The following is a 16529-nucleotide window of genomic DNA, read 5'->3' on the forward strand; positions in this document are numbered from 1 at the left end:
GTTTTAAACCCTGTTTTAAAAACCTATAAAGAAACGCATTATTTGTTGGTATCACTTATGATACCGAGCCAAACAATAAAAAAGCCATTGATAACCAACGGCTTTTTTTATTGTCTAATGGTTATTTTTCCCAAATTCCCGATGTGATTTTGGCTTTCATGGCGGGGTATTTATTGATGTTAAAAACAGGATGCTTAACACCTAATTTGATTTGAGCGGAATAATCTTTTGCCAAAATAAACACATATTTTGACAACAGAACGATACTGACAAGATTAATGTACGCCATAATCGCCATCATCAAATCCCCCATATCCCACACCATAGGCACTTCAGCCACAGAACCAAAATACACAAAGGCGAGCACTAACATACGAAATATATTTAAAATCATTGGATGATTCTTAAGATATTGCACATTGGTTTCAGCGTAGGCGTAGTTGCCAATAATACTCGAAAAAGCGAACATAAACAGCACTACCGCTAGGAAAATTTGTGCCCATGAACCCACATGACTTTCTAATGCAGCTTGGGTCAATTGAATCCCTGTCAAATCAGCGGTGGGTAATTTTGACAATAAAATAATAAACGCAGTACAAGAGCAGACAATAATGGTATCCACAAAAACGCCCAAACTTTGAATAAGCCCTTGTGTGGCGGGGTGAGGTACATCCGCAGCAGCAGCGGCATTGGGGGCAGAGCCTTGACCTGCTTCGTTAGAATACAAACCCCGCTTAATCCCAAGCATCATCGATTGCGATACCAAACCGCCTAACGCCCCACCCGCTGCCGCATTAAAAGTAAAGGCATCGGTCAGAATCAAATTAAAGACCTGCGGAATCATGGTGATATTGGTCACAATAATATACAACGCCATTAGCAGATACACCCCCGCCATCACAGGTACTAGCATTTCTGAAATGGTGGCAACGCGTTTTATCCCACCAAAGATAATCGGTGCAGAAATAATAACCAACAATAGCGCTACCACATGTTTACCCGTTCCCCATGAAGCACAGGTATTATCGCCCGTACAACCGACGGCTGATTGTACGGCTTGGGCGATGGTATTGGCTTGAATGGCATTATATACCAAGCCAAAACACAAAATCAGACTCACTGCAAAAGCCACACCTAGCCAACCTTGCCCTAAACCCTGACGGATATAGTAAGCAGGTCCACCCCGAAAATGCCCATTGGCATCTCGCACTTTAAATAATTGTGCCAATGACGACTCAGCAAACGCCGATGCCATCCCAATCAAGGCAATAAACCACATCCAAAATACCGCACCCGGTCCGCCAACACTCACGGCAATAGCAACCCCTGCGATATTCCCCGTACCGACACGACTCGCCAGTCCTGTCATAAACGCTTGAAACGATGAGATACTCTCACTATGCTCGTGATGTTCGGTGCTTCGACTAGCCAGCAAATTCTTGACACTATGTCCAAATAAACGAAATTGAACAAACCCTGTCATGACGGTAAAGAACACACCAATACAAATCAAAATCCACACCAACCAATCCCACATGGGTGAACTAACAAGATTGACACTACAATGAATGCTATCCATCACGCTTGCTTGCGCCAAGCAAGCTAAATCTTTGTTATACATCAACAAATCTCGCCTCAAAAATTGATAGCGGATAGTATCAATAAAGCAAACTTTTGGCAATGATTCAGCAAAAAAAAACGACACCAAAAGTGTCGTTTTTCTAAAGCTTACGCTAACAAATTAGAAACGGTAAGTTGCACCGATTTTAGCGATTGGATACCATTTTGAGTAATTTGAATCATCCAAATCATCTTGTAAGTCAGATTTTAAACGATTATTGTCAAATTTTGTAATTTCTTCACCATTGGCATCTAGAACTCGTGTGTTAGCATCAGTAACTTTTAAGCCACCAGTATAAGCCGCACCGATTTCACCAAATACACCAAAGTTGTTAGTGATATTAGGACGGAAACCAATAGTTAAGTATGGGTTCATGGTGTTTTTGTTTTCAGCTGACGCTTCAATGTTACCATAGTAAGAGTTACCATTGATTTTAACTGGTTTGGTTTCAGTCGCTTGTTTTTTCAAGGTGATTTCATTGTCACCAAAAATGGTACCAACACCAACAGTAAACCAATTTCCAGCTGGACGTAAATTCACACCAATATACGGATTGCTTGAATCTGTTTCTAAGTCATATTCAACATCTTCAATTTCGATGGTGTCTTTTAAATCACCAATATCACCGCCAGCCCAACCAGCTACAAGTTCAGTTTTATCATTTAAAGCCCAACCAATATTAGCACCATAACCTAAGGTACCTACTTCGGCACTGATAGCAGCAGGATGTGTTACGGTATCAAAAAACGTTCTAGTACCAGAAACCAATTGAGTTGTTGTGTTTTTTACTACACCTGCGTTTGGATCGTAAGTGGTAGTAGACACGGCAACAGGCTCTGCAACAACTTGTTGATCAACAACTACAGTTTCAGCAAAAGCAGAAGTTGCGATTAAAGCAGCAGGAATAGCAGCTAATTTCAAAACTTTCATATAAATCTCCTAAGGACAGGATAAGGTAAATTTACCATTTCTCTTAAAAATCTAAAAGACTTTCAAGCGATGAATGACATATAAAGAAAAAGTAAATTAGTTGACATATTTTGTTACGTTTCTCTTAGGTATATTAAAACGTAATTTTTCAGCAATGTCTTTTAATTTTGTATAACTTTTCTATATGTTTATGTAATTACATAGGATGAAGTGTAATATTTTATCAAAAATGTTGCTTTTTTAAAAGACTTAAGTTGATGTTGCAATTAAGAGAATGACTTTTATGTTAATTTTTTTTACAATACGCCTATCGAGAGATGCTGCAGCTTAAGGTTCGCTTAATTTATCTATGCTTGCCTGCGCTAGGCTCGTTTTTTGTATTTTAACCAAAATAAATACAAAATAAATAACGGCATCTGCGTTTTTACTTTAACTTTTTTTACTGGTTATTAAGGAGTGGACGCAGTGTCCCTGTCTATCAATTCTACCGATTCAAATTTTTCTGATTATAAAGTTGCCGATATGAGCCTTGCCGACTATGGTCGCAAAGAAATCAAACTGGCTGAAACTGAAATGCCTGCTTTGATGGGTCTACGCCAACGCTACCAAGCCGAGCAGCCTTTAAAAGGCGCCAAGATTGTGGGCTGTATCCACATGACCATCCAAACTGCTGTACTCATTGAAACGCTCGTGGCGCTGGGTGCTGAAGTACGCTGGACTTCTTGTAATATTTTTTCAACCCAAGACCATGCCGCTGCCGCCATCGCAGCAGCCGGTATTCCTGTGTTTGCTTGGAAAGGCGAAACTGAGGAAGAATACGAATGGTGTCTTCGCCAGCAGATTTTTGAAGGCGGTGAAGCCACGGGCAAGCTGTGGGATGCCAATATTATTTTAGATGATGGCGGTGACTTGACGGCGCTGATTCATAACGACTACCCGCAAATGCTCGACAACATTCACGGTATCTCAGAAGAGACAACAACAGGGGTACATCGTCTAATTGAAATGCTCAATGCAGGCACGTTAAAAGTACCCGCCATTAATGTCAATGACGCAGTGACCAAATCAAAAAATGACAACAAATATGGCTGTCGTCATAGCCTAAACGATGCCATCAAACGTGGTACCGATATGCTTTTAGCAGGTCGTCGTGCGCTTGTTGTCGGTTATGGCGATGTGGGTAAAGGTTCTGCTCAAAGCCTACGTCAAGAAGGTATGATAGTACGAGTAACGGAAGCCGATCCGATTTGTGGTATGCAAGCTTGTATGGATGGCTATGAATTGGTCTCGCCATTTGTGGAAGGTGACCCTGCCAAAGGTGTCAACAACACTCTTATGCAAGATACTGACTTAGTGGTCACTACCACTGGTAATTACCATGTCTGTAATAGCGATATGTTAAAAGCCTTAAAAGCCACCGCAGTGGTTTGTAATATTGGTCACTTTGATACTGAGATTGATACCCAGTTTATGCGTGACAACTGGAAATGGGTGGAAGTAAAGCCTCAAGTACACCAAGTTTATCGATCAGACGATGAAAACGATTACTTGCTTTTATTGTCGGAAGGTCGTTTGGTCAATTTGGGCAATGCCACAGGTCACCCATCACGTATTATGGATGGCTCTTTTGCTAACCAAGTATTGGCGCAAATGCACTTATTCAAAGAAAAATTTGCCGATTTGCCTGCGGACAAAAAAGCGGACAATCTATATGTCAAAGTGTTGCCAAAAAAACTCGATGAAGAAGTGGCAGCGGCGATGGTCGCGGGTTTTAATGGGGTACTGACTAAATTGACGCAGCAACAAGCCGATTATATCGGTGTGCCAGTTGAAGGTCCGTTCAAACCTGATAGCTATAAATACTAATAGCTAAAAATACTATTTGTTAAAGGTTCAATCAAAGTCATGCCAATGAGCATGACTTTTTTATGCAGTTTAACTCAATATTTATGCCAAAAAATTCAATTTTTTTACTGTTATACCCGTTATAATGGTGGTATTTTTTATCATTTTGGATACTTTCATGACCACCATGACAACGCCATTTTCTTTTGAGTTTTTCCCCACCAAGACCGATGACGGTCAAACCAAATTATTGACAACCTTTGATGAATTAAATGCTTTAAAACCTCAATATTTTAGCGTCACTTATGGCGCAGGTGGGTCAACCCGTGAGCGCACCTTAGGTATCGTTAAGGCACTGAGTGAAGAAAGTGACACGCCTATCACCCCGCATTTATCCTGTATTGGCGATGATAAAGCCAAAATTGGCGAGTTATTGGATTATTATAAATCGTTAGGTATTAATCGTTTGGTGGCGCTGCGCGGTGATTTGCCATCGGGTATGGTGGGTCTTGGCGAGCTGCCGTTTGCTGTCGATTTGGTTAAATACATACGTGAGCATAGCGGTGATTATTTTCGTATCAAAGTCGCTGCTTATCCAGAAATGCACCCGCAAGCCAAAAGCTTTGATGCCGATATCCAAAACTTACTGAATAAATACCACGCAGGCGCGACTGAAGCGATTACCCAGTTTTTCTACAACGCTGACAGCTATCTATATCTGCGTGATGCTCTTGCCAAAAAAGGGGTGACACAAGATGAGTTCCCGATCATCGCAGGCATTATGCCAATCACCAATGCGTCAAATTTGATTCGGTTTGCCGATGGATGTGGGGCAGATATTCCACGTTTTATCCGTAAACAGCTTGCCGATTATGGCGATGACAAAAAAGCCATTCGTCAATTTGGGTTTGAAGTGGTGGTCAATCTATGTGAGCGTTTGATTGCCGAAGGCGTACCGTCAATGCATTTTTACAGCATGAACCAAGTCAACCCAAATAAACAATTGATTGAAGCGCTCGGATTGGTTTAAGTGCGTATAGAACTTACGCACTATCTGACAGTAAACAAAAAATGATAATGGCGATGTTAAACTGTCTGTTCAACATCGTAAAATCGGGGCATCGCAAAATAATGCTTATCTTAAAAACTTTATCTGGAACAGTTTATCTTGAGCAGCTACTGTTTGATAAAATTTTATAGTGCGATAGTGCGATTGCCCTGATGGTCGGATGCTTACCTAGTTAAATGTCGTCATACGTTAGGTTTGCGCCAATATTTTAACTTTGAAGTGTGACCAATCCCCACATTAAAGGTGTTGGTAGGATCTAGCTTTCGATAAAAACTGGCCAATGCTGGCTTAGCAACATATAAATGACCTACATTGTGTTCTGCGGGATATTCTGCCCTACGCTCGTCTAGCAGCTGCCACATCTGATGTTCAATATCCAGTGGATTAGTGCCTTTTTTGACAATGTAATCTTGGTGAAATACATGACAAAAAAAGTGCCCATAATATAATTTATGTAACATATGTTGTTCGAGATCTGCGGGGATTTTTTCTACCCATTCTCTATCGTTACGTCGTAACGCAATATCTAATGCCACAATATCCTCAACCTCTGCTCGATGGGTATCACGATATCGTATCGCCGCCCCGGCAACAGCAAAACGGTGTAAGAAAGCTTTGCGACCTTCTTCCTCCGTACAGGCAAAATACGAGCCAGTATAATGAACGGCAAAATACTCATTTAAAAACTGCTGTGTCTGTTCTGCGCTTTGCTCATCCACTCGTAGAATCAAATGATGCTCAAAACGCTGATGAAACGCTAGCATGCGCTGCGGTAAATGACTGGGTAAGAAAAAGGTGATAGCTTGTAAAATTTGATCAGTCAGACCCCGTATTTTTATTTTCTCCAACCACCCGTCAATGCGATCTTTGAGGGCTAATGCTCTGGGTATATTAACCGTGCCAAAACGTTCAATAAACAAGAAAGTGTCTTTGCCATACTTTGCACCAATACTAAAGGCATCACGATGAATATATTCCCCAGCAATCGGCAAGCTTGGTAGTGAGGTCAGCAAATAACGACGTATCGCCGTTAAGTCATCATGGTCATTTGAGCCGATATAAAAAACCTTACTTTCAACTTTTTCAAAGGTGTCGAGTCGCACTGCAAACACACAGACTTTACCCGCTGAACCCGATGCTTCATATAATCGTGTCGGATCTGCATTAAATCTAGCAGGACTGTCTGCATCGACTTGTTTAACGTCATGCGCGTAACGATTGTCTGATGCCAGCTGAGTGGTTTGCGTGGTTATCTGACCGGTTTCATAGTCTTGTGTTTGCAGTCTGGTGAGTATTTCTTCGGCCGTGTTGCCTAAATCAATACCTAAATGATTAATCAATTCTAACTCACCCGATTCATTGACACGGGCATACAACGCCATTTCAGTATAAGCAGGTCCACGACGTACCAGCGCGCCCCCTGAGTTGTTGCACACCCCACCTAGAACTGAAGCGCCAATACATGATGACCCAATCACAGAATGCGGTTCACGATTATAAGGCTTTAAAGTACGCTCAAGATTATCCAAAGTTGCGCCTGGTAAACACACGACTTGTTTGCCATCTAAAATCACTTGGATACCTTGTAGGCGCCGAGTACTCATAATGATGACTGGACGATCGTAGTCATCCCCATAAGGTGTAGAGCCGCCTGTCAGTCCTGTATTGGCAGCTTGCATAATTACCACACAATCTGCCTCAATAATTGTTTGTAGTGCCTGCCATTGTTCAAGTAAAGTACCTGGACATACCACAGCCAACACTTTTCCCTCACCAAAACGTATGCCTTGTCGATAATGACGGGTATCTTGTTCATCGATGAGTACATAAGACTTCCCTACGATCTTCGTTAACTTATCGAGTGTCGGCTTATACTGTTTTAACATGATAAATATCCTTATTGATTAAATGGTTCATGAGGTTTTATTGACGATTGTATTGTATTGACTTGTTGATAGTTGAACCGGTCTGGTTTTATCAAAGATAGGATTGTGTTCGATAGTATGGCTGGGCATGGCGTTAAAATGGTCAAGTGTGCGTTTACCATCGGTGGCTCGATTATAGATGCGGTTATCACTGATTTGTGGTATTAGATTTTTTATTAGGAGATTTTTTGCTACCAGATTTTGTGCTAGATGAGGCTTGGCATATTGCCTAGGTGGGTAGTTTACTTGGGTTACCCGTAAGTATTGGCAGTGGTCTAAGCGAGTGATGAGTTTTTGTTTCATCCCTTTATGCTACTATATTTTAATGAATTTACGCAAAAATTTATGAGCTTTGTATCAGCGCTCAATGTAAAAGGAGACTATTAAAGTCCCCTTTTTTACTGCTGTGAGTATGTTTTAGTTTGATGTTACATTTACATGGCAGCTGCGAAGATTGCTACGACCTGTTCATGATTTGCCTTGCGTGGGTTGGTGAGCATACAAGCATCGTTTTGGGCATTGGTTGCCATGATGGCAAGGTCTTCTTGTTTAACACCAAGCTCAGTGAGTCCTGTAGGAATACCTACCGATTGGGATAGCTCACGAATTGCATTGATGCCTGCTTTACCTGCTTCTGCTCGAGTCATGTCTTTGATGTCGATGCCCATAAATTGTGCAATATCTGCATAACGCTCAGGTGTTGAAATCAGGTTAAATTCACAGACGTGCGGTAACAAAATCGCATTACAGACACCGTGCGGCAGATTGTAGAATCCACCTAGCTGATGCGCCATGGCATGTACATAACCTAGCGAGGCATTATTAAACGCCATGCCTGCTAAGTATTGAGCATAGCTCATAGCCTCACGCGCTTCAATGTTTTCGCCATTCGCTACAGCTTGACGCAGCCACTGTTGAATCATTCGAATGGCTTTTTCAGCACAAGCATCTGTAATCGGATTTGCAGCAGTCGATACATACGCCTCTACCGCATGGGTTAACGCATCCATACCTGTTGCCGCAGTTAAAGATGCGGGTTTAGCAGTCATCAGTCGAGGGTCATCAATAGCAATGAGTGGGGTACAACGCCAATCTACAATCGCCATTTTGACGTGGGTATCGGTATTGGTGATAATACAAAAACGTGTCATCTCTGATGCCGTGCCTGCCGTGGTATTGATAGCAATCAATGGCGTCATTGGCACTTTACTTTTATCAATGCCTTCATAGTCACGGATATGACCACCGCCTGCGGTCACTAGACCAATCCCTTTTGCACAGTCATGTGACGAACCACCACCCAATGAGATGATAAAATCACAGCCGTTATCCTGATACGCTGTGACGCCATCGTGGACATTTTTGTCAGTTGGATTTGGCTCTGCGCCTGCAAATACGTAGCTATCAATACCTTGTTCGCTTAAATGTTTAATGATAATGTCTGGAACACCTGCTTTGTTCAGCCCTTGGTCAGTTACAATAAGCGCCTTTTTAGTACCTAGATCTTTGGCTTTTGAGCCTACTTCTTTGACACAGCCAGGTCCAAATAATGATACGCAGGGAATAAAAAAGCCACTGGTTTGATCGGAGATTTGCTTATAAGCCATGATTAAATTCCTTTTAATCTTTTATGTTAGGGGTCTATAGTAATTTTATTCGTAAGCCTAGTTTTTTGTCATCATTACAACTAGATAAGATGTACTAATATATTTTTATAAAATATATTCTTATAAAATCACTATGACTTGATTTTAGTTCAGTCATCCAATGCGCTCTACCTACTATTAACCTACCTTAGTCAAAAAGTTATTCTAGTTGATGTTTTTTGAAAAAATAAAGCACGCTACTTGTGCTAAGTCCCTCATGACTTATGCTGTCAAATATACAGCAAAATACTGGGTAGCTTTCATCACACCTTGACAGCAAAAGTCTTGAGCCGCTGCTCACTTCAATACCAAGCTTTTTTTGTACCCGTTTACACAAGGATTCATATTACCATCAATATTGGTATTACCAATTTACAAAAAACCTTATAATTATCGCTGTTTTTTTGAAATTTAATTGAATTAAAGCGTAATATTCTTTATTATTTAACCAATTATTGATACTCAGACTATTTTGGTAATACCAATTATTTCATGGAGGAAATGATGCAACATTGGCAACAGATTTATGATCCCATGGGCAATATTTGGCTTTCAAGTGCCATTGCCCTCATCCCAATTATCTTCTTTTTTCTAGCCTTGGCGGTATTTCGTTTAAAAGGTAGTGTCGCAGGCACCATTACCGTTATTTTGGCGCTGCTTGTTGCCCTATTTTTATATCAAATGCCGGTGACATTAGCGTTATCATCAGCTATTTATGGATTCTTCTACGGGCTTTGGCCCATCGCCTGGATTATTATCGGTGCAGTATTTTTATACAAAGTCACGGTAAAAACAGGGCAATTTGATATTATTCGCTCCAGTATTTTATCGCTCACCCAAGACCAACGGTTACAGATGTTACTGGTCGGGTTTGCTTTTGGTACTTTTTTGGAAGGCGCAGCAGGTTTTGGTGCACCCGTAGCTATCACGGCAGCGTTATTGGTGGGATTAGGGTTTAAGCCTTTGTATGCGGCTGGACTTTGCCTCATCGTCAATACGGCTCCTGTTGCCTTTGGTGCGATGGGGATTCCTATCATCGTGGCAGGACAAGTATCTGGGGTAGAAACCCATGCCATCAGCCAAATGGTCGGACGTCAGTTGCCTTTTATTGTGCCCATTGTGTTAGTGTGGATTATGGCAATTATGGACGGGTGGCGAGGGGTTCGTGAAACCTTCCCAGCGATTGTGGTCGGTGGTGGGTCATTTGCTATTGCGCAGTTTTTGACCTCAAACTACATTGGACCTGAGTTGCCTGATATTACCGCTGCTATCGCCTCGTTAGTCAGTTTGACGTTGCTATTTAAAGTGTGGCAGCCCAAGCATGTGTTCCGTTTTGAAAATCAAGTCGATGGCAAAAATCAGATGGGTGATAACACAAGCGTATCAGCACCGTTGCCAACCACCCATTACTCACCCGCTCAAATCATCAAAGCTTGGATGCCGTTTGCCATTTTGACGGCAATGGTGTCGTTGTGGAGTATTAAGCCGTTTAAAGATTTGTTTGTCAAAGGCAAAGATGGTCATCCTGATGGGGCGTTGGTCGATATGGTGATGAGTATCAATGTGCCGTATTTGCACAATGCAGTACAAAAATTGCCCCCAGTCGTCACCAAAATTACCGACTATGCGGCCATTTATAAATTTGATTGGTTCTCGGCAACGGGTACTGCTATCGTGCTCGCGGCGATTATCTCCATCGTGATGCTAAAAATGCGTCCTAAAGAAGCGTTATCGACGTTTGGCGAGACCGTTAAAGAACTACGCACGCCCATTTATTCCATTGGTATGGTGTTGGCGTTTGCGTTTATCGCCAATTATTCGGGGTTATCTGCTACATTAGCGTTAGCATTGGCACACACGGGCAAAGCCTTTACCTTCTTTTCACCATTTTTGGGTTGGTTAGGGGTATTTTTGACAGGCTCAGACACTTCAGCCAATGCGTTATTTGCCGCCCTTCAAGCCACTACCGCTCAGCAAATTGGTGTGCCTGAGGTGTTGTTAGTGGCAGCGAATACCTCGGGTGGTGTGACTGGTAAAATGATTTCCCCGCAATCCATTGCCATTGCCTGTGCCGCCACAGGCTTGGTGGGTAAAGAGTCAGATTTGTTTAGATTTACCGTCAAACATAGTATTATTTTTACTATTATGATGGGCGCGCTCATTACGCTACAAGCGTATGTCGTGCCTTGGATGATTCCACACGGATAATGATGGGTAAGGTATGAAGGTTGCAACGCAGGTTATTGAACAATTAATTTCGCTAATAGACCGTGAAGGGCTAAAAAATGGCGATAGATTGCCTGCCGAGCGCCATTTGTGTGAGCGATTAGGCGTATCTCGTACCGCACTGCGTGAAGCCATACAGCAGATGAATAGTGTCGGTATTACCGAAAGTCGTATTGGGTCGGGAACGTTTGTCAAAGATGTGCAAAAAACCAAACAGAACCAACCCCTTGTGGCGCTGTCTGATAATCTGATATTACAGACACTAACCCCGCTATTGGATGCTGATCCCCTGTATCGACTTGATGTGCAAGAAGCAAGAATTGTACTAGAAGGCGGTACAGCCTGGTACGCTGCCCAAAGAGCTACAAAACAAGACATTGAAAAAATCCGCTTTTACTACGAGCAGTTAGCAAACAGTCAGGCGCATGGCGACACCGAACAAGCCGCTATTGCCGATGCCAATTTTCATTTAGCGATTGCTGAAGCCTCCCAAAATGCGGTATTGTTGCAGATGATGAAAAATGTTTTTCATCTAATGCGACATAACGTGGTATTAGCTAGGCGCAAAATTTACACCGAGCATTATGGCTTTGAAACCTTACATACGCAGCACATGGCAATGATGAATGCGATTATCGCGCGTGATAGTGAATTAGCTCGCAAAGCCGTGGGTGAGCATATTGAGTTTGTGATAAAACAGGTTGCCAAAATTGATGAGGCAACGGCTCGCAGACAGCGAGTTTCCCGGTTAGCCACTGATGTTTTTTAATACAGATGCCTGTTAATGCAGGCGCATTTTATAAACGTATTTTAGTGTAAACAGTTTTGAGTGCCAGTGGCTATTTCTACCATTAATAACATAGTTAAGATAGGGATATTATGATTATTTCTTCTGCCAATGATTACCGAGAAGCGGCGCGCCGTCGTTTACCCCCCTTTTTATTCCACTACATTGATGGTGGCGCGTATGCAGAATACACCCTAAAACGTAATGTTGAAGACTTATCAAGTATTGCCTTACGTCAGCGGGTACTCAAAGACATGACGCAGCTTGATTTATCCACCGAGATTTTTGGTGAGCAGCTGTCATTACCTGTGGCACTTTCTCCAGTGGGTTTGACAGGGATGTATGCTCGCCGTGGTGAAGTCCAAGCAGCCATGGCTGCCGACAAAAAAGGCATTCCATTTACCATGTCAACGGTATCAGTCTGCCCTATCGAAGAAGTCACCCCAAAAATCAATCGCCCTATGTGGTTTCAGCTGTATGTGTTGCGTGACCGTAAGTTTATGCAAAATGTGCTAGAGCGTGCCAAAGCGGCAGGCTGCTCAACGCTGGTGTTTACCGTCGATATGCCTGTCCCAGGGGCGAGATATCGCGATGCGCACTCGGGCATGAGTGGGCCCAATGCCGCGATGCGTCGCTATCTACAAGCGTGCACCCATCCGCACTGGGCAATGAACGTGGGATTACTGGGTAGACCCCATGACTTGGGTAATGTTTCTAAATATCTTGGTAAAGCAATCGGCTTGGAAGATTATATCGGTTGGCTCGGTAATAACTTTGATCCCTCGATTTCTTGGAAAGACTTAGAATGGATTCGTGATTTTTGGGATGGCGCTATGGTCATCAAAGGTATTCTTGACCCACAAGACGCCAAAGATGCGGTACGTTTTGGCGCTGATGGTATCGTGGTTTCCAATCATGGTGGGCGTCAGCTTGATGGGGTGATGTCAACCGCCACTGCCCTACCCAAAATTGCCGATGCTGTTAAAGGTGATATCAAAATCTTGGTCGATTCGGGTATCCGTAATGGCTTAGACGTGGTGAGAATGCTGGCATTGGGGGCAGATTTATGTATGTTAGGACGTGCATTTATCTATGCGTTAGCCGCCGATGGTGAGGCTGGAGTGACCAATTTACTCAACTTGATAGACAAAGAAATGCGCGTGGCAATGACATTGACCAGTGCAAACCGAATTCAAGATATCAATCGAGACTGTTTAGTAGATTTTAGTACTTTGACTTGATAGACTGACAGTGACTAGTCAACCTTAGCGTCTCTATGATATTTCTTTATTCTGGTAAATGCTAAGATTTTATGGCTAAACTACAAGTTTTTTAAACTAAGTACGCCACTAAGTGCACTAAATTTATAAACTTCATGGCGTAATAATCGCTTATTGTGAGTGGTTGATTGTGCAAGTGTAAATGAATTTAATATTGATATTTTTTATTTTCGATAAAAAAACCGCTCTCTGAGAGCGGTTTTTGTTGCTTATGACATATCAAATTCTAGAAGAAGCCCATCGGTTTTTCAGAATAGCTGACCAGTAAATTTTTGGTATTTTGGTAATGCTCTAGCATCATTTTGTGGTTTTCACGCCCGATGCCTGATTTTTTGTAACCACCAAATGCAGCATGGGCTGGATAAATGTGGTAACAGTTTGTCCATACTCGCCCAGCTTCAATGCCACGCCCCGCACGGTACGCAGTATTGCCACTACGTGCCCACACGCCAGCACCTAGCCCAAACATAGTATCATTGGCAATACGCATGGCATCGTCAAAGTCTTTGAAGGTTGTCACAGACAATACTGGGCCAAAAATCTCTTCTTGGAAGATTTTCATATCATTATTGCCCTTAAAAATCGTCGGCTCGATATAATAACCTTCACCCACCTCATGTCTTGCATTACCACCGGTTAAAAGCTCGGCGCCTTCTTGTTTACCTGTAGCAATACAGCCTAAGATTTTGTCTTGTTGTTCCTGAGAGGCTTGCGCACCAATCATCGTTTCCGTATCCAATGGATGACCTGTCTTAATACGTTTTACCCGTTCTACGGCTTTCGCCAAAAAGGCATCGGCGATACTTTCATGCACTAAGGCTCTCGAAGGACAGGTACATATTTCACCTTGATTGAGCGCAAACATAGTAAAACCTTCAAGCGCTTTTTCTAGGTAATCATCTTCTTTATCCATGACATCGGCAAAGAAGATATTGGGTGATTTACCGCCTAGTTCTAAAGTAACTGGAATAATATTCTCTGTCGCATACTTCATAATAAGCTGACCGACAGGGGTTGAGCCAGTAAAGGCAATTTTTGAGATACGTGGGCTTCTAGCTAAATGACTACCCACCTCTTCGCCATACCCATTCACGATATTTAAAATACCGGCTGGTAGCAAATCTTGAATCAATTCAACAAGCACCAATAAGCTTACAGGCGTCTGTTCGGCGGGTTTTAAGACGATGCAGTTACCCGCGGCTAGTGCAGGCGCTATTTTCCAAGTAGCCATTAAAATTGGAAAGTTCCAAGGAATGATTTGTCCAACCACACCTAAAGGTTCATGAAAGTGATAAGCGACAGTGTCATCATCAATCGGTGAAACACCGCCTTCTTGCGCGCGTATTGCGCCCGCAAAGTAGCGAAAATGGTCAATGGCAAGTGGTATATCCGCAGCCAAGGTTTCACGGATGGGTTTACCGTTTTCCCATGTTTCAGCGACCGCTAATAACTCAATATTTTGCTCAAGGCGATCGGCTATTTTTAATAATAGATTAGAGCGCTCTGTGGGTGAAGCCGCATTCCACTTAGTTTTAGCGGCATGGGCGGCATCAAGTGCAAGTTCAATGTCTTCTGGACTTGATTTGGCGACTTTGGCGAAGGGCTTGCCGTTGACGGGTGAGATGTTATCAAAGTACTCACCTTTAACCGGCGCAACCCATTGGCCGCCAATAAAGTTGTCATACTTTTCTTTAAAATTGATTTTAGCACCGTCAGTATTAGGGTCAGCATAACGCATAATGACATTTCCTTTTGTCAGTTGGTAGATAAACTGCTTCGTGCAGTTGGGGTTTACAAATTCATATTATTACAGAAACGGTAGGTAAAAGGTAGGTGTTTAATTATCCTTTACAATAAGGGATGGACACTATACTATTTAGGATAGCTTATTTTAAAAAACCAAGGATTGGTTAGTGAATTAGGATATTTTAAAATATGAATAAAAATAGACTGTTAGAGCTAAGGCATCGGATTGATAAGAGGCGTTTTAACATTACCTTTACTGATAATAATGCAGACCTTATCCAACAAAGTATTGTTCAGTCATGGCATCGCTCAGACAGTGCTAACATTCCAACTGAGCGCCAACAAGCACCCATTAACGCCACCAAAAGCGATCAATCGTATTATCTAAAAAAAGCCTTAGACTACTGTCAAAATCAATTACAACATATCACGTTGCAATCCTCCATGGTGATGGCTGTGGCTGATATCGGTAGTACGATTATCTGGACGACTGCCAGCAAGTCTATGCAAAAAGCGGCAGAAGCGGTTAACTTCATCGAAGGCGGATGCTGGGGGGAAAGCCAAGTTGGCACAAATGCGCTTGCTTTATCACTAAAAACGCAGCAATCAACTTGTGTTTTTTCTAATGAACATTATATGCCTTCGGTTCATGAATGGGTCTGTTACGCCACGCCTATTATTGAACCGCATACCAAACAGGTCATTGGCGTACTGGATTTATCGACCACTTGGCAGAATCACAATAATTTTGGCATATTTGCTGCTGAACGCTGTGCCAGTATTTTACAATCCGCTTTGAATGAGTGCCAAAGACACTATCTGTATATTCAAGGATTTAATGAACCCAGCGTTATATTCAATGGCAAAACCTTGCGGCTGACCCCTCGGCAAGTCGAGATATTGACAGTGTTAGCACTTTGTCCCCAAGGTCTGAGCTTAGATGCCTTACACCAAGCGATCTATGGTGAGCGTAAAGTGTCACAAGGTACGCTAAAGACTGAAATGTCGCAGTTACGTGATACACTTACTGGTTTATTGGGTTCTCGTCCGTACCGCCTATTAATGCCTATTGATGGTGATTTTTTACGGGTTGAACAATCATTAAATGCAGGTTATTTAGAAGCCGCCATCAAATTGTATACTGGTATATTTTTTAGCAAAACTGAAAGCCCTTTTTTATGCACTTGGCGCACCTGTTTAGAAGCTCGCTTAAGCCAAGCCATTTATCATTCAGATCAGGTTGACTTATTACTCATGCATTTGTCAAATTGCCCCGATGCTAGCGACGCGATAGAAAGGTTGATTGAATTAATGCCAGATAACCTCTCGATTCACCAACATTTAGAGGTACTGTCTAATAGGTAACTATCCATTTTTGCTTCACCATTAATTTCCCTCTAATCATAAATTTTCCGTTGAAAAAGCCGTTGCAAGGCTTTTTCGATATGGGTGAG

At 42.3% G+C, this 16529-nt stretch carries 12 protein-coding genes; 6 read left to right on the forward strand and 6 right to left on the reverse strand.

Going from position 1 to position 16529, the window contains the following annotated elements:
* Positions 1 to 121: 121 nt before the first annotated feature.
* Together RTJ53_RS03365 and RTJ53_RS03370 are read right to left on the reverse strand one after the other, a co-directional pair.
* Positions 122 to 1579: an alanine/glycine:cation symporter family protein gene (locus RTJ53_RS03365; protein ID WP_312275926.1), complete on the reverse strand. Its 1458-nt coding sequence runs from the start codon at positions 1577 to 1579 to the stop codon at positions 122 to 124.
* A 162-nt stretch (positions 1580 to 1741) separates the two neighbouring features.
* Positions 1742 to 2551, reverse strand: a complete 810-nt coding sequence (locus tag RTJ53_RS03370; protein ID WP_312275831.1) for a hypothetical protein — start codon at positions 2549 to 2551, stop codon at positions 1742 to 1744.
* A 477-nt stretch (positions 2552 to 3028) separates the two neighbouring features.
* Between RTJ53_RS03370 and ahcY the strand changes: the two genes are divergently transcribed.
* Together ahcY and metF are read left to right on the forward strand one after the other, a co-directional pair.
* Positions 3029 to 4417, forward strand: a complete 1389-nt coding sequence (ahcY, locus tag RTJ53_RS03375) for an adenosylhomocysteinase (RefSeq protein WP_312275927.1) — start codon at positions 3029 to 3031, stop codon at positions 4415 to 4417.
* A 166-nt stretch (positions 4418 to 4583) separates the two neighbouring features.
* Positions 4584 to 5426: a methylenetetrahydrofolate reductase [NAD(P)H] gene (gene metF / locus RTJ53_RS03380; protein WP_312275928.1), complete on the forward strand. Its 843-nt coding sequence runs from the start codon at positions 4584 to 4586 to the stop codon at positions 5424 to 5426.
* A gap of 221 nt (positions 5427 to 5647) precedes the next feature.
* Here metF and dld read toward each other — a convergent pair whose 3' ends face one another.
* From dld to mdh, 3 genes are all read right to left on the reverse strand, one after another.
* Positions 5648 to 7351, reverse strand: coding sequence for a D-lactate dehydrogenase (dld, locus tag RTJ53_RS03385; RefSeq protein ID WP_312275832.1), 1704 nt, complete (start codon positions 7349 to 7351; stop codon positions 5648 to 5650).
* A gap of 27 nt (positions 7352 to 7378) precedes the next feature.
* On the reverse strand, positions 7379 to 7693 hold the full coding sequence (locus tag RTJ53_RS03390) for a hypothetical protein (protein ID WP_312275833.1): 315 nt from the start codon (positions 7691 to 7693) through the stop codon (positions 7379 to 7381).
* Positions 7694 to 7824: 131 nt separating this feature from the next.
* A complete protein-coding gene (mdh, locus tag RTJ53_RS03395; RefSeq protein WP_312275834.1) occupies positions 7825 to 8997 on the reverse strand; it encodes an iron-dependent methanol dehydrogenase in 1173 nt (390 codons plus the stop codon).
* A gap of 540 nt (positions 8998 to 9537) precedes the next feature.
* On the opposite strand from mdh, the gene lldP reads away from it, so the two are divergent.
* The 3 genes from lldP (at position 9538) to lldD (ending at position 13290) form a co-directional block, all read left to right on the forward strand.
* Entirely contained in the window at positions 9538 to 11244 is a 1707-nt protein-coding gene (gene lldP, locus RTJ53_RS03400; protein WP_312275835.1) for an L-lactate permease, read from the forward strand.
* A 13-nt stretch (positions 11245 to 11257) separates the two neighbouring features.
* Positions 11258 to 12031 carry an FCD domain-containing protein gene (locus tag RTJ53_RS03405; RefSeq protein ID WP_312275836.1) on the forward strand — a complete coding sequence of 258 codons (774 nt, stop codon included), beginning with the start codon at positions 11258 to 11260 and terminating at the stop codon, positions 12029 to 12031.
* A 110-nt stretch (positions 12032 to 12141) separates the two neighbouring features.
* Positions 12142 to 13290, forward strand: coding sequence for an FMN-dependent L-lactate dehydrogenase LldD (gene lldD / locus RTJ53_RS03410; protein WP_138019086.1), 1149 nt, complete (start codon positions 12142 to 12144; stop codon positions 13288 to 13290).
* A gap of 265 nt (positions 13291 to 13555) precedes the next feature.
* On the opposite strand, the gene exaC is transcribed toward lldD, so the two are convergent.
* Positions 13556 to 15067, reverse strand: a complete 1512-nt coding sequence (gene exaC / locus RTJ53_RS03415; protein ID WP_312113780.1) for an acetaldehyde dehydrogenase ExaC — start codon at positions 15065 to 15067, stop codon at positions 13556 to 13558.
* Between the two features lie 197 nt (positions 15068 to 15264).
* Here exaC and RTJ53_RS03420 point away from each other — a divergent pair, with 197 nt between their 5' ends.
* Entirely contained in the window at positions 15265 to 16440 is a 1176-nt protein-coding gene (locus RTJ53_RS03420; protein WP_312275837.1) for a helix-turn-helix domain-containing protein, read from the forward strand.
* Positions 16441 to 16529: the final 89 nt, after the last annotated feature.

This window comes from Moraxella sp. CTOTU46711 (assembly GCF_031975715.1).
In the GTDB taxonomy this organism is placed as follows: Bacteria; Pseudomonadota; Gammaproteobacteria; order Pseudomonadales; family Moraxellaceae; genus Faucicola.